This window comes from Deinococcus arboris (assembly GCF_009755355.1).
In the GTDB taxonomy this organism is placed as follows: domain Bacteria; phylum Deinococcota; class Deinococci; order Deinococcales; family Deinococcaceae; genus Deinococcus; species Deinococcus betulae.
Genome location: NZ_WQLB01000022.1, coordinates 31,342 through 56,707, shown reverse-complemented (window position 1 = coordinate 56,707; position 25,366 = coordinate 31,342). Strand labels below are relative to the sequence as shown.

28 protein-coding genes and 3 tRNA genes are annotated in these 25,366 nt (G+C 67.0%); 16 read left to right on the top strand and 15 right to left on the bottom strand.

Features of this window, described 5'->3' with window-relative positions; genetic code table 11:
- Positions 1 to 39: 39 nt before the first annotated feature.
- The 7 genes from GO986_RS15065 (at position 40) to GO986_RS15035 (ending at position 5,272) form a co-directional block, all read left to right on the top strand.
- Positions 40 to 1,284 carry a nitrilase-related carbon-nitrogen hydrolase gene (locus GO986_RS15065; protein WP_157460130.1) on the top strand — a complete coding sequence of 415 codons (1,245 nt, stop codon included), beginning with the start codon at positions 40 to 42 and terminating at the stop codon, positions 1,282 to 1,284.
- A 68-nt stretch (positions 1,285 to 1,352) separates the two neighbouring features.
- Positions 1,353 to 1,440: transfer RNA gene (locus GO986_RS15060), tRNA-Ser, on the top strand.
- Positions 1,441 to 1,464: 24 nt separating this feature from the next.
- Positions 1,465 to 1,556 (top strand) — tRNA-Ser (locus GO986_RS15055).
- A 15-nt stretch (positions 1,557 to 1,571) separates the two neighbouring features.
- Positions 1,572 to 1,648: transfer RNA gene (locus GO986_RS15050), tRNA-Arg, on the top strand.
- A gap of 407 nt (positions 1,649 to 2,055) precedes the next feature.
- Positions 2,056 to 3,930, top strand: coding sequence for an ABC-F family ATP-binding cassette domain-containing protein (locus GO986_RS15045; protein ID WP_369409401.1), 1,875 nt, complete (start codon positions 2,056 to 2,058; stop codon positions 3,928 to 3,930).
- A gap of 317 nt (positions 3,931 to 4,247) precedes the next feature.
- On the top strand, positions 4,248 to 4,754 hold the full coding sequence (locus GO986_RS15040) for a hypothetical protein (RefSeq protein ID WP_157460128.1): 507 nt from the start codon (positions 4,248 to 4,250) through the stop codon (positions 4,752 to 4,754).
- Between the two features lie 332 nt (positions 4,755 to 5,086).
- A complete protein-coding gene (locus GO986_RS15035; protein WP_157460127.1) occupies positions 5,087 to 5,272 on the top strand; it encodes a DUF1540 domain-containing protein in 186 nt (61 codons plus the stop codon).
- 31 nt (positions 5,273 to 5,303) lie between these two features.
- On the opposite strand, the gene GO986_RS15030 is transcribed toward GO986_RS15035, so the two are convergent.
- The 5 genes from GO986_RS15030 to ruvX form a co-directional block, all read right to left on the bottom strand.
- Positions 5,304 to 6,233 (bottom strand): phosphotransferase, encoded by a 930-nt coding sequence (locus GO986_RS15030; RefSeq protein ID WP_157460126.1) that lies wholly within the window; start codon positions 6,231 to 6,233, stop codon positions 5,304 to 5,306.
- A complete protein-coding gene (locus GO986_RS15025; protein WP_232337825.1) occupies positions 6,223 to 6,912 on the bottom strand; it encodes a nucleoside/nucleotide kinase family protein in 690 nt (229 codons plus the stop codon). Before GO986_RS15025 ends, GO986_RS15030 begins: the two co-directional genes overlap by 11 nt.
- Positions 6,912 to 8,129 (bottom strand): toxic anion resistance protein, encoded by a 1,218-nt coding sequence (locus GO986_RS15020; RefSeq protein ID WP_157460125.1) that lies wholly within the window; start codon positions 8,127 to 8,129, stop codon positions 6,912 to 6,914. Before GO986_RS15020 ends, GO986_RS15025 begins: the two co-directional genes overlap by 1 nt.
- A gap of 328 nt (positions 8,130 to 8,457) precedes the next feature.
- Positions 8,458 to 8,895, bottom strand: coding sequence for a response regulator (locus GO986_RS15015; protein WP_157460124.1), 438 nt, complete (start codon positions 8,893 to 8,895; stop codon positions 8,458 to 8,460).
- A gap of 85 nt (positions 8,896 to 8,980) precedes the next feature.
- On the bottom strand, positions 8,981 to 9,463 hold the full coding sequence (gene ruvX, locus GO986_RS15010) for a Holliday junction resolvase RuvX (protein WP_157460123.1): 483 nt from the start codon (positions 9,461 to 9,463) through the stop codon (positions 8,981 to 8,983).
- Between ruvX and GO986_RS15005 the strand changes: the two genes are divergently transcribed.
- On the top strand, positions 9,462 to 10,247 hold the full coding sequence (locus tag GO986_RS15005; RefSeq protein WP_157460122.1) for an enoyl-CoA hydratase-related protein: 786 nt from the start codon (positions 9,462 to 9,464) through the stop codon (positions 10,245 to 10,247). The genes ruvX and GO986_RS15005 overlap by 2 nt on opposite strands.
- A gap of 151 nt (positions 10,248 to 10,398) precedes the next feature.
- Here the strand turns inward: GO986_RS15005 and GO986_RS15000 are convergent, their stop codons facing one another.
- Together GO986_RS15000 and tsaB are read right to left on the bottom strand one after the other, a co-directional pair.
- Positions 10,399 to 11,019, bottom strand: coding sequence for a hypothetical protein (locus GO986_RS15000; RefSeq protein ID WP_157460121.1), 621 nt, complete (start codon positions 11,017 to 11,019; stop codon positions 10,399 to 10,401).
- 169 nt (positions 11,020 to 11,188) lie between these two features.
- Positions 11,189 to 11,746: a tRNA (adenosine(37)-N6)-threonylcarbamoyltransferase complex dimerization subunit type 1 TsaB gene (tsaB, locus tag GO986_RS14995; protein WP_157460120.1), complete on the bottom strand. Its 558-nt coding sequence runs from the start codon at positions 11,744 to 11,746 to the stop codon at positions 11,189 to 11,191.
- Positions 11,747 to 11,853: 107 nt separating this feature from the next.
- Here tsaB and GO986_RS14990 point away from each other — a divergent pair, with 107 nt between their 5' ends.
- A complete protein-coding gene (locus GO986_RS14990) occupies positions 11,854 to 12,987 on the top strand; it encodes a citrate/2-methylcitrate synthase (protein ID WP_157460119.1) in 1,134 nt (377 codons plus the stop codon).
- A 90-nt stretch (positions 12,988 to 13,077) separates the two neighbouring features.
- Here GO986_RS14990 and GO986_RS14985 read toward each other — a convergent pair whose 3' ends face one another.
- The 6 genes from GO986_RS14985 to mqnB all read right to left on the bottom strand — a co-directional run bounded on the left by GO986_RS14985 (position 13,078) and on the right by mqnB (position 17,632).
- Entirely contained in the window at positions 13,078 to 13,419 is a 342-nt protein-coding gene (locus GO986_RS14985) for a YraN family protein (RefSeq protein ID WP_157460118.1), read from the bottom strand.
- A 49-nt stretch (positions 13,420 to 13,468) separates the two neighbouring features.
- Complete coding sequence (locus GO986_RS14980) at positions 13,469 to 14,134, bottom strand: HAD family hydrolase (RefSeq protein WP_157460117.1); 666 nt, start codon at positions 14,132 to 14,134, stop codon at positions 13,469 to 13,471.
- On the bottom strand, positions 14,131 to 14,547 hold the full coding sequence (locus GO986_RS14975; protein WP_157460116.1) for a putative dsRNA-binding protein: 417 nt from the start codon (positions 14,545 to 14,547) through the stop codon (positions 14,131 to 14,133). The genes GO986_RS14980 and GO986_RS14975 overlap by 4 nt, the downstream gene beginning before the upstream one ends.
- Before the next feature lie 81 nt (positions 14,548 to 14,628).
- A complete protein-coding gene (locus GO986_RS14970; protein ID WP_157460115.1) occupies positions 14,629 to 15,366 on the bottom strand; it encodes a hypothetical protein in 738 nt (245 codons plus the stop codon).
- A 380-nt stretch (positions 15,367 to 15,746) separates the two neighbouring features.
- Positions 15,747 to 16,718 (bottom strand): ABC transporter substrate-binding protein, encoded by a 972-nt coding sequence (locus GO986_RS14965; RefSeq protein ID WP_157460114.1) that lies wholly within the window; start codon positions 16,716 to 16,718, stop codon positions 15,747 to 15,749.
- A 257-nt stretch (positions 16,719 to 16,975) separates the two neighbouring features.
- Positions 16,976 to 17,632 carry a futalosine hydrolase gene (gene mqnB, locus GO986_RS14960; protein ID WP_157460113.1) on the bottom strand — a complete coding sequence of 219 codons (657 nt, stop codon included), beginning with the start codon at positions 17,630 to 17,632 and terminating at the stop codon, positions 16,976 to 16,978.
- Positions 17,633 to 17,805: 173 nt separating this feature from the next.
- On the opposite strand from mqnB, the gene GO986_RS14955 reads away from it, so the two are divergent.
- The 5 genes from GO986_RS14955 (at position 17,806) to glmU (ending at position 22,350) form a co-directional block, all read left to right on the top strand.
- Positions 17,806 to 18,534, top strand: coding sequence for an SDR family oxidoreductase (locus GO986_RS14955; protein WP_157460112.1), 729 nt, complete (start codon positions 17,806 to 17,808; stop codon positions 18,532 to 18,534).
- Between the two features lie 198 nt (positions 18,535 to 18,732).
- Positions 18,733 to 18,960 carry a twin-arginine translocase TatA/TatE family subunit gene (locus GO986_RS14950; protein ID WP_157460111.1) on the top strand — a complete coding sequence of 76 codons (228 nt, stop codon included), beginning with the start codon at positions 18,733 to 18,735 and terminating at the stop codon, positions 18,958 to 18,960.
- 10 nt (positions 18,961 to 18,970) lie between these two features.
- Positions 18,971 to 19,744 carry a twin-arginine translocase subunit TatC gene (tatC, locus tag GO986_RS14945; RefSeq protein WP_157460110.1) on the top strand — a complete coding sequence of 258 codons (774 nt, stop codon included), beginning with the start codon at positions 18,971 to 18,973 and terminating at the stop codon, positions 19,742 to 19,744.
- Positions 19,745 to 19,823: 79 nt separating this feature from the next.
- Complete coding sequence (locus GO986_RS14940; RefSeq protein ID WP_157460109.1) at positions 19,824 to 20,753, top strand: prolipoprotein diacylglyceryl transferase; 930 nt, start codon at positions 19,824 to 19,826, stop codon at positions 20,751 to 20,753.
- Positions 20,754 to 20,895: 142 nt separating this feature from the next.
- A complete protein-coding gene (gene glmU / locus GO986_RS14935) occupies positions 20,896 to 22,350 on the top strand; it encodes a bifunctional UDP-N-acetylglucosamine diphosphorylase/glucosamine-1-phosphate N-acetyltransferase GlmU (protein ID WP_157460108.1) in 1,455 nt (484 codons plus the stop codon).
- Positions 22,351 to 22,456: 106 nt separating this feature from the next.
- Here the strand turns inward: glmU and GO986_RS14930 are convergent, their stop codons facing one another.
- Positions 22,457 to 23,827 (bottom strand): MFS transporter, encoded by a 1,371-nt coding sequence (locus GO986_RS14930; protein WP_157460107.1) that lies wholly within the window; start codon positions 23,825 to 23,827, stop codon positions 22,457 to 22,459.
- Between the two features lie 81 nt (positions 23,828 to 23,908).
- Between GO986_RS14930 and GO986_RS14925 the strand changes: the two genes are divergently transcribed.
- Positions 23,909 to 24,322, top strand: coding sequence for a GNAT family N-acetyltransferase (locus tag GO986_RS14925; RefSeq protein WP_157460106.1), 414 nt, complete (start codon positions 23,909 to 23,911; stop codon positions 24,320 to 24,322).
- On the opposite strand, the gene rnhA is transcribed toward GO986_RS14925, so the two are convergent.
- Positions 24,309 to 24,857, bottom strand: coding sequence for a ribonuclease HI (gene rnhA, locus GO986_RS14920; protein ID WP_157460105.1), 549 nt, complete (start codon positions 24,855 to 24,857; stop codon positions 24,309 to 24,311). The genes GO986_RS14925 and rnhA overlap by 14 nt on opposite strands.
- Positions 24,858 to 24,898: 41 nt before the next feature.
- On the opposite strand from rnhA, the gene GO986_RS14915 reads away from it, so the two are divergent.
- On the top strand, positions 24,899 to 25,357 hold the full coding sequence (locus GO986_RS14915) for a DUF4870 domain-containing protein (protein WP_157460104.1): 459 nt from the start codon (positions 24,899 to 24,901) through the stop codon (positions 25,355 to 25,357).
- Positions 25,358 to 25,366 lie beyond the last annotated feature (9 nt).

The window sequence follows — 25,366 nt, the reverse complement described above, 5'->3', positions numbered from 1 at the left end:
TGGCATGTGGGTGCCCCCTGTCCTGCTCTAGGCTGGGGCATGACCCGCCGCGTCCGCGCCGTGGCTGTGCAGCCCCAGTGGCACGCCAGCGACTTTATCAGTGCCCGGCGGTTTCGCGCCTGGCTGCGCGCCCAGCTGGAAAGCAGCCGCCCGCACCTCGCCCCTGACCGTCCCAACCTGGTGGTGCTCACCGAACTCAATGGCCTGCCGCTGGTGCTGCGCGGCGGCGGCTGGGCGTTGGGGCTGGGCACCTTTCAGCGGGTGGCGCTGGCGCTGTTTGTGGCCCGCCTGCCCCGTACCCTGCCCACGCTGCTGCGCGAACGGATCTCGCCGGTGCGCGCCTTGCAACTGGCCGACATAGACCGCAATGCGGCACTGTACCTTCAGACATGCCGCGACCTGGCCCGCGAGTACGGCGTGTACCTCTGCTGCGGCTCGGCGCCCATGCCCCGCTATGAGGTCCGTGGAGGCCGCTTGCGGCGTGCGCCGGGCATCCTGACCAATCAGACGGTGCTGTTTGACCCCCAGGGTGAGCTGATTGGCACCGCCGACAAGGTGCACCTGACGCCCGATGAGGAAGCGGATGGCGTGGACCTGACCCCTGGCCGCCTGGAAGAGCTGCGCGTATTTCCGACCCCGGCCGGTGACCTGGGTGTGGCGATCAGCCTGGACGCGTTCCGGGCCGACGTGATCGCCCGCCTGGAAGCCCAGGGCTGCACCGTGCTGCTTCAGCCGGACGCCAACGGCGCGCCCTGGACGGCGAAGGAAGGCCTGCCCCCCAACCCGGCCCATGTGCGCGACCAGCCGGTGGCCTGGCTGGAAAGCAGCTGGCAGGTGACGGCCACCAGCTCTCAAATTCGGTATGCCGTCAATCCGATGGTGGTGGGCAACTTGCTGGACCTGACGTTCGACGGCCAGAGCGCCATCACCGGGCCAGCAGAGGAGGCCAGTGCGCCGCAGAGCTATGTCCTGACCGAGCCCCGCCCCGGCTTTCTGGCCCTGGCCCCGTGGGTGGCCACCGGCGAGCCAGAGGCGCTGCGGCAGACCGGGCGGCAACGGGCCGCCCACAGTGGCCACGCCCAGGAAAACGCCTACCATCAGACAGTCCTGAGTGCGGACTTGACCCTGCCTGATAGCCACCTAGCGCCGCCGCCCCTCACGGCCCACGAAGAAGCCCTGCGTGCCCTCCTGCGTGGTGAGGTGCAGTGGCCGCGCCGGGCACCACTGATGATGTGGGCGGCGCTTCTGGGCGCAGGCGCTCTGCTGCTGCGCCGCTGGCGTTGACAAGTTCGGCCCTCCCTCATATACTTCCCCTCGCGCTTAGGACAACCGAGAGCGCGCCCCGCCAGAAGGGGGGGTTGGCCGAGTGGTTGAAGGCAACGGTCTTGAAAACCGTAGTAGGGCAACCTACCGGGGGTTCGAATCCCTCACCCCTCGCCAAGTATGACAACCCACAGACGGTATGGAGAGATGGGTGAGCGGCTTAAACCAAGCGTTTGCTAAACGCTCGTAGGGGTTATTCTCTACCGCGAGTTCGAATCTCGCTCTCTCCGCCAACTGTCATTTCGGATGTGCCCGTAGCTCAGCTGGATAGAGCGTCTGACTACGGATCAGAAGGCCAGGGGTTCGAATCCCTTCGGGCACACCACAAGGAAGATCCGCCGCAAGGCGGATCTTTTGCTATTTATCACTGTCCTAGTGAGACTACAGGGACGCCTACCAGGCCCGCAGGATCCTTTCTATCAGCATTTCTTCAGGCACTCGCCGATTTTTGACTTTGTGCGAGGTGTTCTTCTGAACAGCCGGATGGTCCGGCTGATCAATCCGTGGGGCTAGCAGAGCGTCCAGCATGGCCTGATAAGCCCCAAGCGCTGGCACCACAGGCGGCAGCCCAGACTCCCGAGCCTTGCGAGTTGCTCTGGCCGCCATGCCTATGCCGGGCCAGTCCAGGTCTCCCACGTAATCGCTTCGCTCTATATCCAGCGGCAAGAAGTCCCACTGGCTAGGCCACAGCGCTGAGTCCTCCCTTTCTCCTTTCCACCTATACTGCGGGGCGTGCTTGTTGCCGCCCTAGACGCCAGTAAAGAGTACGGCCCGCTGACCGTCTTGTCCGACGTAACCTTCGCCGTGCAGCCTGGCGACCGCGTGGGCCTGGTGGGCCGCAACGGGGCGGGTAAAAGTACCCTGCTAAAACTCCTGACGGGCGAGCTGATGCCCGACGGCGGCATCGTCAAGCGCGGCCCCGGCGTGCGCGTGCGCGCTCTGCAGCAAGACCCCGTGTTTGCCGAGGGCGCCACGGTGGACAGCGTCCTGAGCGCCGCCTTCCACGACCTGGACCAGTTAGAAGCTGAGCTGCACGCGGCGGCCGAGGCCATGAGCAGCGGCACTCCCGAGAGCATCCTGCATCATGAAGCGCTGCTGGAGCACTATCAGCGCCGGGGCGGCTTCGAGCGCCGCAGCCGCAAGGACGCTGTGACCCTGGCCTTCGGGTTCCGGGGCCGCGAACATGACCTGGCCTCGGGTCTGAGTGGCGGCGAGCGCACCCGCCTGGGCCTGGCCGCGCTGCTGGTCGAAAACCCCGACGTCCTGCTGCTGGACGAGCCCACCAACCACCTCGACATCGTGATGGTCGAGTGGCTGGAAGCCTTTCTGGGTCGCTATCCGGGTGCCGTGCTGGTCATCAGCCACGACCGCACCTTCTTAGACACGGTCACGCGTGAAACGGCCTACCTCCGCAGCGGCACCCTCAAGGTCTACGCCGGCAACTACTCGACCTTCCGCGAGACGCTGGCTGTGGAATTAGAGGGCCAAGCGGCCCGCCACGCCACCGAAAGCAAGCAGATTGCCTCCCTGCAGGCCAGCGCCGACCGCATGAAAATCTGGGGCCTGGGCATGAGCAAATTGGCCCGCCGCGCCAAGGCCATGCAGGCGCGTGTGGACCGCATGCAGGCTCGCGCCACCGCCGCTCCGCCGCCCGAACAGCGCACCGCGCGCATCACCTTCCATGCGCCCGAAAGTGGGGACGTGGTGCTGGACGCCCGGCACGTCACCCGTACCCTGCCCGGTGGCCGCACCCTGTACCGGGATGTCAATGTGCAGATTCGGCGGGGCGAGCGCATCGCCATCATCGGGCGCAACGGGGCTGGCAAGACCACCCTGCTGCGCGCCCTGCTGGGACTGGACAAGGGGGACGATGCGCGCGCCCGCGTGCTGACTGGCGCCCGCGTTACGGTGGGCTACTACGATCAGGCCCTGCGCGGCGTGGACCCAGCCGAGACCCTGTACGACGTGGCCCGCGCCTACACCCAGAAAGACCCCGAGGCCCACGACCTGCTGGGCACCTTCATGTTCCCCTACGACCAGCACGACAAGCCCGCGCGCATCCTGTCGGGTGGTGAGCGGGCGCGGTTGGCGCTGCTCAAATTGGCCCAGGAAGACCACAACCTGCTGGTGATGGACGAGCCCACCAACCACCTGGATATGGAAATGGTCGAGGCGCTAGAAGACGCGTTGGAGCACTTTACGGGCACCCTGATGATGGTCAGCCACGACCGCGCGTTCATTGAGGGTCTGGCCGACCGTATCTGGCTGGTCGAGGACGGACAGTTCTACGAGTACCCCGGTTGGGAGGACTACAAGGCCAAGCACAGGAGCGTGGGGACCGAGGTCGCCCCCAAGCCCACGCCGAAGCCGACCGCGCCAAAAGGCAAGGGTTTGTGGCACCTTAAGCGTGAGGTTGAGGCCCTGGAAGCCGATATCGCCCGCTTGGAGAGTGAATTGGAGCAGGCGCAGGCGGCCCTGGCCAGCGCCACGCCAGACGCTGATTTTGCCGCACTGGGCCAGGCCGCCCACGATCTCGAAGTGCAATTAGAAGCCCGTATGGACGCCTGGGGCGCCAAGCAGGCTGAGGTCGAGGCCAGAGGTAGCTAAGGGCGGAACTCGGAAGGGTTGAGGGCCTCAATTCCTCTGCGGCAGAGAAAGGGAGTGGTTGCTGAGAAGTGCACTGCGGGGGATTGTTGGTCTCAGGGTGGAAGTTGGAAACCGCTGTGTGAGTGGGTCTCAAGCGGCGTAGGCACTGCGGGCTACTTGTCCCGCCCAGGCACCATGAAGTTAAGGGTTATGCAGGCCTCACAGGCTGGAATGGAGCTGCTCCGTGACGCGGGCAACCTCACCGGTGCTCTGCCTCCCTGGACAGGGGACAGACATCTCACCCGCGATGCCTTATCTTGACCACCAGAGTCAGGATTATGCCCATCCCCCACCTGCACCCCACCCCCACTGCCGCCCCTCAGGACCGCCACGCCGCTTCCTTGCAGCGGGCGGCCGAAGCCTACCTGGCGCACACCCATCCCCGCACGCCGCTGCGGCTGGACCGGGTCACCTTCAGTGGCGTGGTGTACCGCGCCGTCCCTGACCCCGCCGCCCTGCGCCTCAACCGCGCCCTGGCTGAAGAAGTGGTCCTGGTGGCGCTGGCCGGCGAAGAGGCGGCGGTTCTTAGCGGGACCACGGCGGTGGCGGCCGGCCGCGACGCCCGTATGCTGCTGGCCTGCGCGCTGACGGACCCTGATGAGCAGGACACCCTGGACGCTTACCTGGCGGTCTTGCGGGGCCGCGCCAGGGCCAGACTGCGCTGCGCCTGGAGTGAGGTGGAAGTGCTGGCCGCCGGCCTGCGCGAACACGGCGAACTGGACGCCGCCCAGGTGGCCCACCGGGTGGCCTGCGCCCAGGGCATTCGCGCCAGCCTGCTGAACTGAGGCTGTCTCCCAAAGCCGCCCTGGATGCTAGACCAGGGCGGCTTTCCTTTGAGATGATGGTGCTCGGCCGCCAGCGCCATTCAAAGAGGAGAGAGGTAGAGGCTCACCCTCAGGGCCATCTCTGGCATGAGGCTGGCCTGAGTGTGGGCCTTAGGCCTCGTTCTCTTACCTCTTAGTCTCAGGTCGGGATTGCTCGTCTGGCACGGCTACTGCTGGCGAAATCTCTCTAACCTTATCTGCTCGCTCGGGTTTTGGAGCCTTCCTTGAGCTTGCAAGCCGCATCACGTTGGGCCGCTGGTCAGGGGCGCAGGCTGGGGGAACGGAGGTCCGTTATGAACGACACCGAAGGCCAGAGCATGGTCAGCCGCTGCGACGTCACCACCTGCCGCTATAACGAGGACATGGCCTGTACCGCCGGCCAGATTGAGGTCAGTCTGAGTGGCCAGCAGGCCCAGTGCATCACCTTTAGCCCCGCTGAGGGCACTGGTGACGCCTACAGTGCAACGGCCGACAACTAGGCCAACTGAAAAGGAGTTCAAGGCGCCGGGGCTACAGCTCTGGCGCCTTGTGTGGTGGAATGGGTTGACTGGGCCGGTGGTGGATGCCGCTATCAGGACCTGGGGGTTCCGTACACAGGCGGCTAAGGCAGCTGAAAGCAAACATCACGGCCTGCCGCACCTGTTCACGCCGCTGCGCCCGACTGGCCCGGTGCAGGGCCAGCAACACGCCAAACAGAGCACTGGCTTCACTGCAGGGTTGGCCAGCGGCGGCAGCCACCTGCTGCGCCGCCGCCCAGCCGTGAAAATAGGCCGCGCTGGCGATGTCCCAGGCTGGCGGCCCAGCCGCGGCGTCCCCGAAGTCCAGCAGGGCGGCCAGGCGCCCACCGCGCCAGATCAGCTGTCCAGCGTGCAGGTCGGTGTGGCACACCGCCGCCGGGTGCCTGACCACCTCACTCAACTGCGCTTCGAGGGCAGTCAGCGGTGCCAGCAAAGCGCTATCGGCCTGGATCAGTGGATGTACGGTCAGGGGCACCGGACCAAAGGGCCACACCCCCGGCAGGCGGGTAATGATGCCCAGCTCAGGACGGCTGGCCTGGCCACGCAGGCCGTCTGCCCGGTCCTCCAGGAGGCCGTAACCCTCATGCGGCAGGTGGTGCAGCGCTCCCAGCCCCTCGCCCAGGTCGGCCCAGCCGGCGGCGGTAGGCGGCTGGCCGTCTCCACTGATCAGAATGTCCACGCTGTAGGGCGTCTCGCCGCGCAGAAGGCCGGTCTCTAGCACGGGGGGCACCGGCACCCCCTGCGCGGCCAGCCGCCGCTGAAGCTGCACCTGAACGCTCAGCCGGGCCTCAGCCGTGCGGGCCAGCCGGGCCACCCGGCGGCCATCCGTGTAGGCCAGGCAGGTGGCGCCGCGTGCCAGCAGGTAGGCCCCCGGCCCCAGCAGGGTGCGGGCGTCGGCCAGCGCCTGCGCTTCAGCGGGCATACAGCACCCAGGGCCGGCTCAGCGACGTGTAGTCCAGCACGACTCCGGCCTGCTCTTCGGGCTGGGCGTGGGCAAAATACAATCGGTTCCCCTCTATATAGCGGCGGTTGCTCGCAGCCTGTGGATCGGGCGAACCATACCCCGGACCGCGCGCGGCGCCGCGCGGCACCGAGACCTCAAAGGGCACCCGCAGAAACACCGAGTCGTCCCAGAAGGCGCGCAACTCTGGCCGGTGCAGGAACAGACCGTCTAGCAGGAGAATGCTGCCCGGCTCGGCTTTCTGGGGCGCTGCCGAGACAGGCAGGTCGCGCTCCACATCAAAGGCCGCCATTCGGTAGAGCCCCGAGCCGCCCGGCGACAGCGGCTGCAGCACCTCGCGGCGCAGGGTGTCCAAGTCGTACGAAGCCTCATAAAAGCCCTGCGGCGAGTCGCGGCCTAACTGATAGCGCACGGCGCGCGGCGCATGAAATGCGTCGGCGCTGATCCGGATGACCGGGCGGCCCAGGTCATGCAGGGCCGCTGCCAGCTCATCGGCCAGCGTGGTCTTGCCGGCGCCGTCCACACCGTCAATGGCCACGCGCAGCACCGGGCAAGCGGGCTGAGCCGCCAGGCGCGCCACAAGCCACGACAAGACGGCCTGCCGGTCTGCCGCCGGCAGGACAGGGGGGGGCGCGGGCATCAGAGTTTCAGGTCGCCCTGCGCGGTCACGTTCAGCCCCTGCGCCACCTCGCGCGACGCCTGCTGCCGCTCGCGGTCCAGGTAGGTTTGGGCCTGCGCCACTTCCTTGTCGAGCACCTGCATGGTGTCGCGGAAGCGCTCCAGCGCCTGCTGGCGGTAGCTGCTGATGGCGTCCAGGGCGCCGTACACATCCCGGAAGGCCGCCTGAATAATCTGCGGGTCCACGGTGGCGCTGCCTGCCTGCCGCTGAATCTCGGTGCTTTGCTGGCGCAGGAGGCTGGCCGTGCTGCCAATCATGCGCCCGGTCGTGTCGTTCAGGGCCGTCACCTGCCCCAGCACCGCCTGCTGAGTGCCCAGCGCCTGCGACACCATCAGGGCGGTTTTCAGGGCGCTGACGGTGGTGGTGGTGGCGCGGTCCACGCCCTTGATCAGTTCCAGGTTGTTGCGCCGCACCAGGTCCAGGGCCAGATACCCCTGAATGCTGACCGCCAGCTGGGTCAGCAGGTCAGTCACGCGCTGGCGCACCGCAAACAGCAGCTCCTCGCTGACCATACGGGCCTTCTCGGGGTCAGTGACTTGCAACTCCTGCAGGCGGCTGGTCAGGGCCTCGTCTACCGCCCGGCCCACATGGGCGTACTGCCGCAGCTTTTGCATGGTGTCCCAGAGATGGACCTTTTCCGTCTCGATGGTGGCGTTGTCGCGGCGCAGCTCATCCTGGCCCCGGTACAGGGCTTCCAGAATGCCGTTCAGGTGGCTCTGGGCACTCTGGTAGCGGTCGAGGTGATTTTGCACCTTCTTGCCGCCGGGCAGCTTGCCGAACAGGCGCCGCGGCGTGGGGGCGCGGCTGGGGTCCAGGTCTTCCACTGTGCGGCGAAGGTCAGTCAGGCCGCGCAGAATATCGCTGCCTTCGGCCAGGGCGCCGGCGCGGGTGGCGCGCAGCGGGCGGTCCAGCATGCGGTTGCTGCTCTGGGCGGCGGCGCGCTGCTCGGGCAGGCCCAGGTCATGCACCGCGTCGAGCTTCCGCTTGAAGTCCGGGGTATGCGTGCCAGCCGAGAGCACGTCCTGGGCAAACGCCTGGGCCATCTGTTCCAGGCGGGCGCGGTCTTCTGGCGACAGGGGGACCATTTCTGGGGCTTCCTGGGCCTGCACAGGCGGCACGGCCTCGGGCGCTTTGAGAAGCGAATCGGGGGGAGTCAGCGGACCGCCTGGGTTGCTCATGCCCTCCATTACGCAGCGGCGGGTGCCCTGGTTGCATCCGGCAAAAGGCGCAGTGGGGAGGAACGGTGCAAGTGGACCGCTGTGTGCGTGAGCCAATGGGGCAGGGAAGGCCTCTGACAGCGGTCGTTCGCTTCATCAATGGTGAGAAGGTGCCCCAGTTGAAGAAGGCTGCTGGGCAGGGGCCAAGAACCGCCTTGCGGCGCTCCAGAGGTGTTGAGGGCTCTCTCGTCAGCTCTGGCTTCTGTCCTAAGACCAGATGCGAAAGTTGCCTGGACGCCGCTGTTTACCCGCGATAGCTCCTGCCCGAAACAGCCCCTGCCTGGGGCACTTACCCAGCGTCCGGGCGGTTAAAGCGGCAGTCCTGCCAGAACTTCACAAAATGGTCCACCTGCGCCAGAAAGCCGGGGAAATCCTTGCTCTTGACCATGTACGAACTGGCGAACAGGTTATACGCCTGCGCCACATCTTCCGGGCTGTCCGAGGTGGACAGAATCACCACTGGCAGGTGCCGCAGCGCCGGGTCAGCGCGGATGGCGGCAATCACTTCAAAGCCCGTCATGCGTGGCATGTTCAGGTCCAGAATCACCACGTCCGGCAGGGCGCGGCCAGGGTGGCGCAGCCAGGCCAGGGCCTCCACGCCGTCCTCACACACGCTGATGTCCACGGTCTCGGCATGTTCGCCAAATGCTTCCAGCGCCAGCAGTCTGTCGGCTGGATCATCGTCGATGAGCAGCACGTGCAGGCAGCGGGTGAGGGCAGCTTTCATGGGATAAGGCAGTGTACCTGCTCCACCAAATCTTTAGATTCGGTGGGTCATCTCTAAAGAAGACTTGAGATTTCTCAGAACTTCGTCAGCTTTCTGGTGAAAGCTCTCTGTCGCCTCTCTCACCCTGGGGCGCCTGGCCCATCAGGTAAAGCTCCAGAATCTGGACTGCGGCGGCCTCATCCTCGTCGGCGGCCCCCAGGGCGCGGGCGCGGCGGGTGGTAAAGCGCTCGTCCTGATAGGCCACCGCGTAGCCCTTGTCTTCCAGAATGCGCCCAAAGGCGCGCACCCGGTCGGCGCTGGGGCTGTGGGCGCCGTCCGTTCGCAGGGGCAGGCCCAGCAGCAGCAGGGTGGCCCCAGCAGCCTCGGCGCGCAGACGCACCGCTTTCAGGTCCAGGGGCAACCGCTTGCGGTCCACGCTGCCGCGCCCGAACGCCAGGCGGCCCGCATTGACCGCAAACCCAATGCGGGACTTGCTGACATCCAGTGCCAAGATGACGGGCAGGGCCGCAGGCTCGCTCACGGCCCGGAGTGTAGCAGCCGGGCGCGGGCGCGCTACGCTGCTGGCCATGACCGCTGACCCTGTGATTCTGGCGCGCACCCAGGCGCATGTTCTGACCCTGACCCTCAACCGCCCCGACAAACTGAACGCAGCCAACGACGAGTTGCTGCTGACCCTGACCCGCGAACTGCAAGCTGCCGACGCTAACCCCGATGTGCGAGTGGTCGTGCTGACCGGGGCGGGGCGGGGCTTCTGTGCCGGGCAGGACCTGGGCGACGTGTCGGGGCGCGACATGACCTTCACCGAGCACCTGCACCACACCTATAACCCCCTGATTCGCACGATTCGGGGGCTGGGCAAGCCGGTCATCAGCGCGGTCAATGGCGTGGCCGCCGGGGCCGGGGCCAGCCTTGCCCTGGCCGGCGACATCCGGCTGTGGGCCGCGTCGGCCAGTCTGATTGAGGTGTTTTCTAATATTGCCCTGATTCCAGATTCGGGCAGCACCTGGACCCTGCCGCGCCTGGTGGGCTACCACCGCGCCTTCGAGCTGATGGCCCTGGCCGAGCGCGTGCGGGCTGAGGACGCCCTGCGACTGGGCCTGTGTGAGCATGTCTTTGCCGATGACACCTTTGCCGCTGACGTGCAGGCCTACGCCGAGCGGCTGGCGCAGCGCCCGGCCCACGCCCTGAAACTGACCAAACAGGCGCTGGTCGCTGCCCTGACCAGTGGCCTGGACGAAGCGCTGGACCAGGAAGCGGCCCTGCAACAGCTGGCCGGCGACCACTGGGAGCACGAAGAAGGTGTGTCGGCCTTTAAGGCCAAGCGCGCCCCGCAGTTTATCCGTGAGGGCTGAAGCTAGCAGCAAAGCGGCCCGAGTGTGAATAGGGCCGCTGGCTCCGGCTGGACTGCTTTGATCTGACAATAGGGACAGATGCAGCTTCCTAATCCAAAGAGAAAGGCGCTGGGAGCGAGCAGAATGCCCCAGCGCCTTTGCCGGATTATGTCTATTTATCTAAGGGGTCGGGGTTGCGGCTGGCAGCCTTGCCTTCCTCGATGGTGTTGTCGTGACGGAACTGCTTGTCGCGCTCGGCTTCCAGGGCCACGCCCGCGCGGTGTTCGCCGGGCACCAGGCGGTCATCGCTGTGCTGCATGGTGGGGTCAGGGCTGGTGGGCACGCCCGCAGGACGCTCCTCTGGGGTGCGGTCGGCGGGGGTCTGGTAGGGGTTGCGGTCAGCGTCGGACATCGTGGCCTCCTGGGGGTGAGGGCGGGGAACAGCGGCCGGCACGTTGGGCTCAGTGCCTCCGGTGGGGAGGGGCGCTTTGGCAAGGCTCATGGGGTCAGAGGACGGCTGGGGCATTTCTGGGTCACTGCCCAGCTCGGTCATCAGGTGTTCGCGGGCGCGAATCTCGTCCTCGACGCGGCGGATGTCGTCCTGAATGCCGCCCAGCACCTCGCGGTCGGCCCCGGAATGATAGGAGCGGCCCAGGCGGCCATACAGCGCGTCCAGTTCGCGGCCCAGCTGAAAGACCTCCATGCGCAGGCGCGCGGTGTGCGCCACCTCCTCGCCCCGGCGCTGCACCCGCTCGGCTCCACGCTTGACTGTGTTCAGGATGTTGTCCAGCATGCCCGCAGTGTGCGCCCCCAGGCGCGGGTTGGGGTGAGGCCTACGCCCACCCGTCCGGGGCAATCCTTAAAAGATGGCGTGAGGGGGTGAGTCCTGTTGGGTCATGGTGAACTGTGGCCCGCCTGTACGGCTCAGCAGTGAAGAGGGCTGAGCCGACCGGGCCGGCGCCCTACAGGTACGCCAGGGCCCAGTCGCGCTGACCGTGGGCCAGCCCGGCCCGCAGCAGCGCCACGCCGTCCGGCGCCGGGTCATGGTGGTGGGGGGCGCCGCCCAGCAGCGCTTCAAATTCGGTCAGGGGCAGCCGGGCTGGCGGGTGCAGGCGCCCCTGCACCACGCCGCCCCTCACCTCATAGACGGCCCCGTACACGTTGCCCTTGCGGGCGTCCAGCGACACCCCCTGCCGGCCCTCGCCGCGCACCAGGGCCTCAAGCGTGCTGACCCCCAGCACCGGCGCCCCCCAGACGCGCCCCAGCCCCAGCGCGTAGCTGGCTCCCACGCGCACGCCGGTGTACGACCCAGGCCCAGTGCCCACCACGATCAGGTCGGCTGTAAAGGGCCGCCCCACCTCTTCAAAGAGGGCGCGGGTAGCTGCGGGCAGCAGCTCGGCGTGGGCGCGGCCCACCTCGCGCGAGACGCTGACCTCGCCGCCAGCCCAGCTGAGGGCCAGGGTCAGCCAGGGCGTGGCCGTATCTAGCGCCAGAGTGACGGTGGAGGGTGCGTCGGTCATCGCCGGGCATTGTAAGCGGGCGGCCCCAGCAGGCGCGCCCTGTCACCCCTGCGGGAACGTGCAGCGGGGGCAGAACGAAAGCGGTCCGGTGCTATGCTCGGCTCATCATGACGAATATCGCCAAAGGGCTTGAGGGCGTCCTCTTTACGGAAAGCAAACTCACGTTCATCAACGGCACCGAAGGGATTCTGACCCACCTGGGGATTCCCATTCAGGAGTGGGCCGAGAACAGCACCTTTGAAGAACTGTCGCTGGCCCTGCTTAATGGCCAGCTACCCACAGCCGCCGAACTGGCCGCCTTTGACGCCGACCTGAAAGCCAACCGCGCCATCCCCGAAGCGCTGGCCGCCGTGATTCAGGCGATGCCCAGGGGCGTTCACCCCATGCAGGCGCTGCGCACGGCCGTGTCGTACCTGGGCCTGCTGGACCCCCAGGCCGAGGACACCACCGCAGAAGGCCGCCGCGCCATCGCCACGCGCCTGATCGCGCAGTTTGCGACCATCATCGCGGCCATTAACCGCGCCCAGGACGGCCAGGACATCGTGGCGCCGCGCATGGACCTGACCCACGCCGGCAACTACCTGTACATGCTGAGCGGCAAGGAGCCGACCGCCGAACAGGCTCGCCTGTTTGACATTGCCCTGGTGCTGCATGTGGACCACGGCATGAACGCCAGCACCTTCACGGCGATTGCCACGGCGTCCACCCTCTCGGATATGTACTCGTGCATGACGAGCGCGATTGGTGCCCTGAAGGGACCGCTGCACGGCGGCGCCAACGAGGCCGTGATGGACATGCTCGACGAGGTCGGCACCCCCGAGCAGGCCGAGGCCTACATCACCAAGAAGCTGGATAACAAGGAAAAAATCATGGGCGTGGGGCACCGCGTCTATAAGTACTTTGACCCCCGCTCGCGCGTGCTGCGTGACTACGCCGAAGTGGTGGCCAACAAAGAGGGCAAGAGCAACTACTACCAGATTCTGGAAACCATCGAGAAGGTCGTCGTGGACCGTATCGGGTCCAAGGGCATCTACCCCAACGTGGACTTTTACAGCGGCACGGTCTACAGCGATCTGGGCATCAAGAAGGAGTTCTTCACGCCCATCTTCGCCCTGGCCCGCATCAGCGGCTGGTGTGCCAGCGTCATTGAGTACACTCGCGACAACCGCCTGCTGCGCCCTGACGCCGTGTACACCGGCGAGAAAGACGCGCACTACGTGAAGCTGCAAGACCGTCAGTAAAAGGATGGGTGAGCAGAGAGGCGGCCTGGGTCAAACCGGGTCGCTTCCTTGTTGGGAGTGAGGGCCTCCCTCTTCCAGGCAGCGGCAGCTTTATTCCACAGGCCACAGGGCCAGCGCCCCGGTGTGGACCGGCCCGTCAATGGTCAGGACCTCCAGGCGGCAGGGCAGGTCGTCACGGCCACACTCGCGCAGCAGGTAGGTCTGGGCGGCGCGGTGCATCAGGGCCAGCTTGCGGGGGGTGACGCTCTCGGCCGCCCCACCGTGGGTGGCGCGGGCGCGGTGACGCACCTCGGTGAAGACCAGGGCGCCGCTCTGCTCCTGCGTCACCAGATCAATTTCGCCGCCCCGGACACGGTAGTTCCGGGCCAGCACCGTGCGGCCCAGAGCCCCCAGATGCGCGGCGGCGCGGGCTTCAGCCTCGGCGCCTTTCATGGGGCCAGGCCTGCTGCCGCTAAGCCGACCACCACTAACTCAGCCGCCGCTAGGTCAACCACTGGGCCCAGTCACTGAAATCGGGGGCGGTGCGTTCGGCGCCTGCCGCCAGCAGGGCCTCAGCGGGGGCGGTGGTGGTCAGGGCCACCACGCGGCACCCGGCCCCAGCCGCGCTGCGAACGCCATTGACGGCGTCCTCGTGGGCCAGGCAGCGCTCAGGGCTCAGGCCCAGGCGCGCGGCCCCCAGCAGAAACGGTTCGGGGTGAGGCTTGCCGCGCGACACGTCTTCGCCCAGCACGCGGGTGCGGAAGCGGTGACCAAAGCCCAGCGCCTCCATCCCAAACGCCACGTTCACGGCGTCGGCACTGGTGACCAGGGCAAAGGGAATGCCCCGCACGTCCAGGGCGTCCAGATAGCGGCTCAGACCCACCACCTCGCGCAGGGCGCCGGCGGCCAGGGCGCGGTAGCGGCCCTCCTTGACGTCATGAAAGCGCCGCGCCAGGGCTTCCTCGGGCGGGGTGCCGGTCAAGCGCTCCATGATTTCGGGGTTACGCCCGCCGTCCACCTTGGTGTCCAGGTCCTGCTCGGTCAGGTGCAGGCCCAGCACCTCGGCGGCCACCTCCTGCCACGCCTGACGGTGAAAGTGGTTGTTCAGGGTGAGCACGCCGTCCATGTCGAACAGCACGCCGTCCGGGCGCCAGGGCCAGGCGCTCATTCCTCTGCCTCGGGACCGTGCCCCAACTCGGTCAGGAGGTCCCGGTACAGCCGCGCGGCCTGGGCGCGCACGTCGTCCAGGGTGGCGTCGTCGTCGGCAAATTCGGCAGCCGTTTCCAGCGCGGCCTCCAGCACCACGCTGTAGATGGGCCAGCGCCCCGTGACCTGCGGCTGAGGGTCGTCGGCCCTGGTCGGCGCCGGGTCATCCAGCGCCTTCAAGGCCGATTCGGCGGCCATCCGCTCGGCGTCGCGTTTGCTGCGGCCTTCGCCGCCCTGGCCCAGCACTTCCCCGCCCACGCGCACCGTGACCCGGAACAGCGGTTCGTGGGGCGGCCCCTGCGGCGTGACCTCGAATACAGGCGTGCCCAGGCCCAGGGTGATGGCCCGCGCGATTAAGTCCCCTTTGGCATTCATGCCCGCCAGCATAGGCCGGAAGGGGGAAGGCCGGTATAGCTCTGCCCCCGGAGACATCGAGGCCGGCCTGCACGTCCCGGCTTAAAACTCCAGTCGGCCGCGCGGGCCACTCAGGCGCGCCAGTTTTTCTGGCGTCCAGAGCTCGTAGGGATACATGGGGTACTGGCGCTTGAACCGGCCCACGCGGTCCCAGACTTCACGCGACTCGAAAGGCACCACCAGAATCAGGCGAATGACGCTGTCCTCGGCGTCATAGACATAGAAGTCAAAGTGAAAGGCCTGCTCGTTGCCCTTGTCGGTAAACAGCGGAAACGAAAAGGGCCGGTAGCGCCACGCCTTGCGCTTTTCGGTCAGAATCTGGGCGGCCACCCGCTTGAGGTTGCTGTCGGGAAAGGTCAGGCCCTCGCCGTCGCGGTCCTTAAACACGCGGTCAGGGGCGGGGGCGTCCAGCTGCACCCGCTTGAGTTCGGGCAGCGGCTTGCGGCGCTGAATCTGACCGGCGCGGCCCTGCTGGCCGGTGCGCCCCGAACCACCGCCTTCGCCCGGCGTGCCCCGGTTCTGGCCAGGCCCAGTCCGGCGCGGTCCGCCGCGAGTCTGGCCCGCGCGGCCACTTCCACCCGCTGTGGTTCCGCTGCTTTTGCCCGCTGCGCCGCTGCGCGCGGTCTGGGGGCGGTCTGGTCGCTGCTCGCTCCGGTCGCTGCCCGCTGCTGCGCTGCGTTCCCGCGCCGGCCGGCTGCTGTCGCGTGTGGCGCCGCCGCGCCCCTGTGCGGTGTTGCGTTTCGGGGCTCGGCCCCGTGAACCCTTCTTAGGCCCCGTCATCCCTTCAGTGTAGCGGGCAGCGGGAAAGGGGAGGGCGCGGCGCGGTGAACCAGAGGAGAAGGCGCCCTTCTCGGTCCCTGCGCTGTTGCCACTTTCGCCGCGGTGCCAGCCCGCTCAGGTCATGCGGAGCATGTGCCGTCTCATACGGATTTCGCGATATGGAAGCGTAGACGGTGCCTGTCCGGGTGTGCTGTAATTCAGCGGAATCCGCATCTATTCCTGCTCGCTCTGATGCGCAACTTTCCAAGTTCGCTCGGATTTCATCGAGCATCCTGCTCAATTCAATCGGAGTTCTTCCCAGAGATAACCCCGCCGCCATGACAACAAAGGAGCCTCCGCAGAGACTCCTTGAACGGCGCTCTTCACGCTGCGCCCGGCGCTTATTTTGCCAGGCCGCGAATAATGTTCAGGTTCACGAATTTGCTCAGGTCCGGCACGTCCCGCGCAAAGCCGGCTTCCTTGTTCAGTTCAGCGTACTCCGCCAGCGTCTTGAGGTTAATGTCCCAGGTGACGCGGGTGCGGGCCAGCGCCTTGAACAGCTCGGCGCTGCCCGGCCGCTTGCCGGTAAAGGTATTGATCTGTTCGGCGATGGCCTTCTGCGCCCCCGCGTTGCTGCTGCCAATGAACTTGATGGCGTTCAGGTGCCCGCGCAGCAGGTCGGTCAGGGTGTCGGGGTTGGCGGCGGCGTACTTGGTGTTCACGACCAATACGGTGGTGGTGTAGTTGCCCCCTTCCCAGATGGCCTTTTCGTTGGCAATCAGGCGGGCGCCCTGCGTTTCCATGACGGCGCCCCAGGGCTCCTGCACCAGCGCGGCGTCGACCTGTTTGGCCGCAAAGGCGGCGGGCATGTTGGCCGGGTCAATGGGCACGATGGTGACCGTGCCGCCCTCATCGCTGGCCTTTAGGCCGTTTTCGTGCAGCAGGTGGCGCAGGCTGATGTCCTGCGTGGAGCCGCGTGTGGGCACGGCGACCTTTTTGCCCGCCAGGCCCTTGACGTTGCGCACGCCACTGTCCTTGCGCGCCACCAGCACCGCGCCCGCATTGGCGGCGCCGGCGTAGACCTGAATGGGCACACCGCGCATAAAGGCGTTCATGGCCGGGCCGGGTCCGACATAGGCGGCGTCAATGGCGCCCGCTGCAAAGGCCTCATTGATCTGCGAGCCGTTGGCAAATTCCTTGACGACCAGCTTGACGCCCCCCAGTTCCTTCTGGAAGAGGCCGCGCTGCACGCCCACCAGGCCGGCGGCGTGGGTGACATTGGGGAACACGCCCAGACGCAATTCTTTGGCCTGCTGCGCGCCAGCGCCAGCGACCAGACTCAGGGTCAGTAGGGAGAGAAACGCACGCTTCATGAGGCTTAGAATAGCAGATAAGTTGAGTTATTTTGTCAACTAAACTAGGGGTATTGGGGGTGCTTTTGGGAGAAGAGGCCGCGCTGTCAGAGCTGTCTTGCGCCTTTTTGATGGGCCCCAAGCCACCACAGGATTAGTTGGCAGACCAGAGCGGGCCGCTCATCTGACACGGCCCCTTGTCCCAGCGCTCTGGCGTGCTGTTACCCGAGGCGGCTTAGGCTGTTGCGCCGATATCCATCAGGTTGTCTGGCCCTGGTTCAGTCAGGCCACCGCTGGGCCACGCTCAGCACCGCCTCCAGGCCACGCCGGGTGGCGGCCAGCGCCTCAGGCAGACGCCACGCGGCCCGGTCCCGTGGTCCCACCGGATTACTGACGCCGCGCACCTCCAATGCCGGCACACCCGCCAGCAGCGCCGCGTGGGCCACGCCGGCGCCCTCCATGCCTTCGGTCAGGGCACCGGGCCAGCGCTCTGCCAGTGCCTGCGCCCCTTCGTGCGAGCCGGTTACGCTGCACAGCGTCAGGGCCGGCCCACAGGCAGCGCCGGCCACGCGCGCCGCCTCCGCCGCGCCGGGCCAGACTGGAAAGACTGCGCCCTGGGTGCGGTCTGGCTGCACCGACAGCCCCAGGGTCTCCAGGGGCAAAAAGGCTTCTCCATCCCAGGCCCCCAGGTCGGCCTGCACAATGACGCTGGCCACCGCCAGGTCGCCCGGTACCAGGCGCGAGCCAGGGTAGGCCCCGCCAATGCCGGCACTGACCACCAGGTCGGCGGGCGCCTGGGCCAGGGCGCGCGCAGTGGCGAGCGCCGCCGCCACGGGCCCCACGCCGCTGACCACCACCCGCGCACTGGGTCCAGCTTCCAGGTCGCGCAGCCGCTCGGCCTCACCAGCGGTGGCCACCACGATCAGAACGTTCATGCCCGCAGGCTAGAGCAGGTGACGGAGGCGTGCGCGGGCTGTGGGTGCATCTAGACGCCAGTTGGTTCATCTCTGCCCATCAGTTGAAGTGGGCTGACGGCTGCGGCGTGCTCCCCTTGCTTCTGGGCACGAAGGGTGAACGGCACAGCCAGAATCCAGATAAGGTGGCCGCTATGACCCTCTTTCGGCTGGACGGTAAACGCGCCCTGGTCACGGGCGGCAGCAAAGGAATTGGGCTGGCCGCTGCCCACGATCTGGCGCGGCTGGGTGCCCACGTCACGCTGGCGGCGCGCGGCGAGGAGGCGCTGCGCCGCGCCGCTGACGCCCTGGGTGCGCGCTGCGTGGTGGCGGATGTGAGCACGCTAGAGGGCGTGCAGGCTGCCGTGGAGGCCGCCGGCCCGGTGGACATTCTGGTCAGCAACGCGGGCGGTCCGCCCCCCGCCCGGCCCAGCGAGGTGGACGAGGCCGCCTGGACGCAGGGCTTCCAGACCACCTTTCTCAGCACCGCGCGCCTGGCCACCGCCGTACTGCCCGGGATGCGGGACCGGCGCTGGGGCCGCATTATCGCCATCACCAGCCTGACGGTGGGGCGCCCGGCCCTGACCTTACCGGTCAGCAACGCCATGCGCGCCGCAGTCACTAACCACCTGAAAACCCTGGCCCTGGAGGTCGCCGCCGACGGCGTGACCTGTAACACGGTGGCGCCCGGCTATACCGCCACCGAGCGCCTGCGCGCCCTGCACCGCGACCCAGTCGACGCCGAGGCGCTGGCGGCGCGCATTCCGGCCCGCCGCTTTGGCGAGGCCAACGAGGTGGCGGCGGCCGTGGCGTTTCTGGCCACCAAGGAAGCGGCGTACATCACCGGCCAGGAACTGCTGGTGGACGGTGGCTGGAGCATCTGACCCGTCCCACCAGCTGCAAAAGCCCCCGCTTCAGGCCGGACGGGGCGCGCGTGGCGGGCGTTCACCGTCCTTTGATCAACGCCGATTAAGGTTTGATAGGTGAGCTGAGGTCAATCTGCCGGCCCACCAATCGCATACCTTCAGGGCAGAGAGACGGCCGCATAGAGTGCGGCCCCGCCTTCTTAAGGAGACACGAACATGGGACCCCTCGAAATTATCCTGATTGTTGTTGTGATTGCGCTGGTGTTTGGCGCCCGCAAGCTGCCCGAACTGGGCAAGGGCCTGGGCCAGGGCATCAAGGAATTCAAGCGTGAAACCCACCAGCCCGTCACCCCCGTGACCGATGTGCCCTCGCGTCAGCTGGACCCGGTGACCGGCGCCCCGGTGGTCACCCCCGCCGAGCCGGTCGCGGAACGCCGCAGCTGAGGATCAGCGCATGACCCAAGGCGACAGCACCCTGAAAAGTGCGCCCCTATTTGACCACCTCGACGAGCTGAGAAAGCGCCTGATTATCAGCGTGATCTTTCTGGCGATTGGGCTGGTCATTGCTTTTCAGTACCGCGTGGCGCTGATTGAGGCGATTAAGGTGCCGCTGCTGGGCAGCGAGCAGTACCGAATGAACAAAGTGGAGGTCGTGACGCAGGCCCTGACAGATCAGTTTGTGCTGTCGCTGAATATCTCGTTCTGGGCCGGCTTCGCGCTGGCGCTGCCGTTCATTCTGGGTCAAATCTGGGGCTTTATTGCGCCGGGTCTGTATCCACAGGAGCGGCGCTGGGCACTGCCCTTCGTGATCGGCGCTGGGTTTGCCTTTCTGTGCGGCGCGCTGTTTGGGTACTACCTGGTCCTGCCCACGATGGTCGGCTTCCTGCTGGATTTCCTGGCCGGCACCGTTACCCCGCTGCTGAATCTGCGGGATTACATCGGCACGATTACCACCTTCCTGATCGCGTTCGGGCTGGCCTTCGAAATGCCTATCCTGGCGGTCATCCTGACCCGCATTGGGCTGGTCAACCACGGCATTCTGCGCCGCAGCTGGCGCATTGCCCTGATTGTCATCATGTTGTTCGCCGCCATCATTACGCCCACGCCGGACCCCACGAGTATGTTGATGGTGGCGGTGCCGCTGTACGTCCTGTACGAACTGGGCGTGCTGCTGTCGCACTTCTTCCGCCTGCCGCCGCCAGAGGAGAGCCCCGCTTTAGGGCTGTAATCCCTGTCCATTCAGCCGGCCTGTGCTCAGCAGACAGGCCGGTTTTTTTGGGCCGGAAGCCCTACACTACGAAGCACCTATGGATCCAGTGTTCTTGCAGATTGGCAGTTTCACGATTGCCTGGTACGGCGTGCTGATTACGCTTGGCATTGTCGCGGGTGTGTGGGTCGGCACGAAGATGGCGCGCGAGCGCGGCCTGAACGTGGACCTGTTCAACGACATGATCTTGTGGATGATTGTCTGGGGCCTGGTCGGCGCCCGGCTGGTCTTTGTGGCGACCTCGTGGCACCAGTTTGAGAACATTCCCTTTCCGCGCGTGCTGCTGGATATTGTCAACCTCCGCCAGGGCGGCATCTCGATTCACGGCGGCCTGATTGGCGGCATTCTGGTCATGCTGTACTACGCCCGCCGCAAGGGCATGGACTTTTACCGCTACGCCGACCTGTGCGTGCCCGGCGTCGCCTTTGGCATCATCGGCGGACGCATCGGCAACATCATGAACGGAACCGATACGGTCGGGCGCGTCACCGGCTGGCCGGTTGGGTTCCGCTGGCCCGACGGCGCCCGCGCCTTTCACGACGGCATGTGTATCAAGAATGCCAACCCCGACATGGACCTCTCCCAGTACTGCCAGGAGATCGGCGGGCAACTGGTCATGACGGCCCCCGTGCACTTCACACAGCTGTACGGCGTGATTATCGGCATCATTCTGTCGGTGGCGGCGTTCTTCTGGCTGCGCTCGCGCATTCCGGGCTGGGCGTTCTGGCAGTTCTGGCTGTGGTACTCGCTGCTGCGCGCCGGCTGGGAAGAGACCTTCCGCCTCAACCCCCTGTCGCCCAAGGCCTACCTGAATCAGGGCCTGGACGCCCCCGGCATCGGCCTGTTCACCGATACGCACCTGATCAGCATTCCGCTGATTCTGGTCAGCATCTGGATGCTGGTGCGCCTGCGTCAGAAAAAGGCCGAGGTGACGGCCCCCGCGCCAGCCACCGAAGCGCCCAGCGTCTAGAGGTCCGAATTCCTCGTGGCTCCTCAGGGAGCCCTTTTTTTGTGCCGCTGTCTCGAAGATTCGCTTTGCTACGCCGCAGAAGGCGTGGGGGTGGCCCCTCACGGCCTCTGGGTTCTATTCAGATTGGTACAGTAACCGCCGTATGAGTGAGACAAATCGTCCCCTGGACGTGGTGATTCTGGCGGCGGGGCAGGGCACCCGCATGAAGTCCGCCTTGCCCAAGGTGCTGCATCCGGTGGCGGGCCGCCCGATGGTGGCCTGGGCGGTCAAGGCAGCGCAGGAGTTGGGTGCGCGCCAGGTGATCGTGGTGACCGGTCACGGCGCCGATCAGGTCGAGGCGGCGCTGCAGGCCCCCGGGGTGGCTTTTGCCCGTCAGGAGCAGCAACTGGGCACCGGTCACGCCTTCCTGAAAGGGCTGGACGCCCTGCAGCGTCACGGCGACGCTGACGTGCTCGTGCTGTACGGCGATACGCCGCTGCTGCGGGCCCAGACCCTGCGCGACCTGCTGGCCGATCACCGTGAGCGGGGCAGCGCCTTTACGGTCCTGACCGGCGAACTGCCCGACGCCACCGGCTACGGGCGCATCCTGCGGGATGAGGACGGGGCAGTGGAGCGCATCGTGGAGCAGAAAGACGCCACCCCCGAGCAGCGCGCCGTGCGCGAGTTCAACTCGGGTGTGTACCTCATGGACGGGCGCGCGCGCGACCTGGCCGGGCGCATCACCAACGAGAACGCGGGCGGCGAGTATTACCTGACCGACCTGCTGGGGCTGTACCGAGAGCAGGGCGCGGCCGTGCAGGCCTTCAAACTGGCCGACCCGGACGAGGTCATGGGGGCCAATGACCGCGTGGGTCTGGCCGACGCCCAGCGCGTTCTGCGCGCCCGCCTGACCGAGCAGCACATGCGCGCGGGCGTGACCATTCCCATGCCCGAGACGGTCTTTATAGAGGACACCGTGCAGATTGACCGCGACGTGACACTGGAACCTGGCGTCATCCTGCGCGGTCAGACCCGGATTGCCAGCGGCGTGACGGTAGGTGCCTACAGCGTCCTGACCGACAGCGTGCTGGCTGAAAGCGTCACCATCAAGCCGCACAGTGTGCTGGAAGGCGCGCAGGTGGGGGCTGGCAGCGACGTGGGCCCGTTTGCCCGGCTGCGGGCGGGTACGGTGCTGGCAGAGGGCGTGCACATCGGCAACTTCGTTGAAACCAAGAATGCCCAGCTGGCCGCTGGCGTCAAAGCGGGGCATCTGGCCTACCTGGGCGACGTGAGCATCGGCCAGGAAACCAACGTGGGCGCCGGGACCATCGTGGCCAACTTTGACGGCGTGAACAAGCACCGCACGCAGGTGGGCGCGGGCGTGTTTATCGGCAGCAACTCCACCCTGATTGCGCCGCGTACGGTGGGCGACGCCGCCTTTATTGCGGCGGGCAGCGCCGTTCACGATGATGTCCCCGAAGGTGCCCTGGCGGTGGCGCGCGGCAAACAGCGCACCCTGGAGGGCTGGTCGCGCCGCTACTGGTCGGGCCTGCGCGACAAGGTGCAGGTGAAGTTGCCGTGGCTGGCGGGCTGGCTGGAGCGGGAAAGCAGAGAGTAGAAGGGGAGATCGGCAAGGCAGCTGACCTCTGGTCTTTGACAGAAACTGATGAAAGGGCGGCCTGAGCGAGTGCTCTGGGCCGCCCTTGCCAATCTTTCCTGCTCTCTCAAGAGGCCGGTACTTCTTTCGCGTGTGCCGAGAGGCTCGGGTCCTCCACTCGCCGCATCACTGGGTTCAGCAGTTGCAGGGCGGCCACAGCGGCCAGCAGAAGCCCGGCCACGATGGCCACGCCCCCCGGCGCGTAGCGGGCGGCCAGGACGCCGGCCAGAGCGGTGCTAGCGGGCGAAGTGAACTGCGCAATCAGGCGGCGCACGGAAAACACGCGGCCCTGCATCTCGGGCGGCACCTGCGACTGCCAGATGCTCTGCGAGTGGGCGTTCATGGTGGGCAGGGTCAGGCCCATGACAAACAGCGCGGCGGCGGCGCCCAGTACGGTGGCGCTGGCCCCAAAAGCGGCGAAGGCCAGGCCCGACACCACCATCGGAATCAGCACGCCCAGCACCCGCTGGTGCTTCAGGCCGCCCCAGGTGCTGATCAGCAGGCCGCCCAGCAGGCCCCCCACGCTCTGGGTAACCGCCAGGGTCGCCAGGGCACCTTGTAATGTGCCGCCGCGCGCCTGCCAGTCAGCGGCAAGCCCAAACTTGACGATCAGCGGTTCCAGCACGCCCAGGTTGCTGGTGCACAGGTTGGCGACGGCAAAGGTCAGCAGCAGCGCCAGCAGTGGCCGCCGCGACCCGATAAACACCCAGCCAAAGCGCATGTCTTGGGCCAGCGTGGGCCGCGTGTCGGCCGGTTGCGGCGCAGGGGAGGGCACCGACAGCCGCCACAGCACGGCTGCGGCCAGCACGAACGTCAGGCCGTCCACGGCGTAGGCAAACGGCACGCCGTCATTCAGACCGCTCAGCCAGGCTGGGGCCGCGCCTGTGTCGCGCAGCAGGGCCGGTACCCCGATCAGTAGGGCCGCCGCCGCTGGCCCCACCAGACCCGCCAGGCTCCAGACCGTCTGCATCAGGCCGTTGGCGCGGGGCAGGCGGTCGCGGGGCACCAGCGAGGTGTAGCTGGCATCAAACGCCGAGCCGTGAAAGGTGGACACCAAGCCCATCAGTGCCGAGAGCGCCACCAGCGCCCACAGCGGGGCGGCAGGCAGCAGCAGTAGCCCCAGCAGCGCAAAGGTCAGGGCGGCCCCGGCCAGGTCGCAGGCCAGCATGATGCGGCGCCGGTCATGGCGGTCGGTCCACGCCCCGGCCAGCGGCGCCGTCAGGGTGGCCGCCAGCGTCCAGGCCAGCGCAGTGAGCGAGAGGGCCGCCGCCAGCTGCGGTTTTTGCTCGGCCAGGGGAAAGCGCGTCTGCGTCAGGTAGATGTTGAAGGCAAAACCGGCGATAGCCGACCCAATCACGCTCAGCGCCTGCGACCCCCACAGCCACAAGAAGGTGCGCCAGCCGTCCGGCGGCTGCAAGGAGGAGGCTGGGTTGGTCATGACCCCCAGCGTAGTCCGGTGCGCGGCCTCCCCACGATAAGCACAATGGCGGGGCCATCTGCCCTACCCCTAGCCTGAAGCATGCTGCGCCCACTCCTGCCTCTGTCTCTGCCGGTCACGGCCCTGCTGACGCGCGCCATGTTTCCCAACCCGGCGCGGGTGCAGGCTGAACTGGAGGCCTACCGCACCGATCCAGCGCGCCAGGTCTGGGTGTGGGAGGCCCAGGGCCAGCCCGTCAGTGCCGCTGGGCTACGGACAGAGGGAAGGCACGCCACCCTCCTGCATATCGCCACCGCGCCCGGTCAAGAGCGGCAGGGGTACGGCGGCGCGCTGCTGCGTGCGGTCACTGGGCACCTAGACCTCCTAACCCTGAGCGCCGAAACTGACGACAGCGCCGCCGACTTCTACCGCCGCTGCGGCTTGACAGTGCAGGAGGTGCCGTCGCCCTGGGAGGGCCGGCGCTACCGCTGCGAGTGGCGGGCTACGCCTTCCTGAGCTTCTTGCGCTCCTGCACGGCCAACTCGTCAACCCGCTCGTTTTCGCCGTGCCCGGCGTGGCCCTTGACCCACACGAAGGTCAGGGCGTGCAGCCGCGCCTGGGCAATCAGGTCTTCCCACAGGTCCTGGTTTTTGACGGGGTCGCCGCCCGCCGTCTTCCAGCCGTTGCGCTGCCATTTCAGAATCCAGCCGTCTGTAAAGGCCTTGCGCAGATACTGGCTGTCGGTGACCACCCGCACCTGACAGGGCCGTTTGAGCATCTTCAGGCCTTCGAGCAGGCCGCGCAGCTCCATGCGGTTGTTGGTGGTGCCTGCCTCGTGGCCGCTCAGGACCAGCTCCTTGCCCTTGTAGTTCAGGATGGTGGCCCAGCCGCCGTGCCCCGCCTGGGTGTCGCAGGCGCCGTCGCTGTACAGGTCCACGTTTTCACCCTGAATGGGCTGCTCGGGCTGAATGCCGGCCTGGATGGGCAGGCGGTCACGCGCCGCCGCCTGCGCCTTTTGCGCGGCGCTTCTGACTGGTCGGCCTCGGGTCATCGCCTGGGAACTGTAGGCAGAGGGGGGGCGTAGTGTCAAGCATGACCCGCCTGCCCGCCCTCCTCCCCGAAGCCGAGCGAACGCCCGCCATCCTGACCCACCTGTCGCCGCTGGCCGGACTGCTGCTGCCCACGCTGGGCAATATCCTGGGGCCGCTGATCGCCTGGCTGGCCCTGCGCGACCGCAGCCGCGCCCTGGATGAACAGGGCAAAGAAGCCCTGAATTTTCAGCTCAGTGTCTGGCTGTACGGCCTGGTGCTGGGCGTGCTGGCCTTCGTGCTGTTCAGCCTGGGCCTCATTGGCGGCGCAGTGGGGGCCGTGACCCGCCCCGAACTGGCGGGCCTGGCCGTGCTCGGGACGTTCAGCACGTTTTTCCTGTTCTACCTCCCTGTCATGGTGGTGCTGGGCCTGATTCCCTTCGTGTTCATGATTGTGGCGGTGGTGCGCGTCAGTGCCGGGCAGCCGTACCACTACCCGCTGACCATTCGGTTTTTAAGGTAAGTGGAGAGG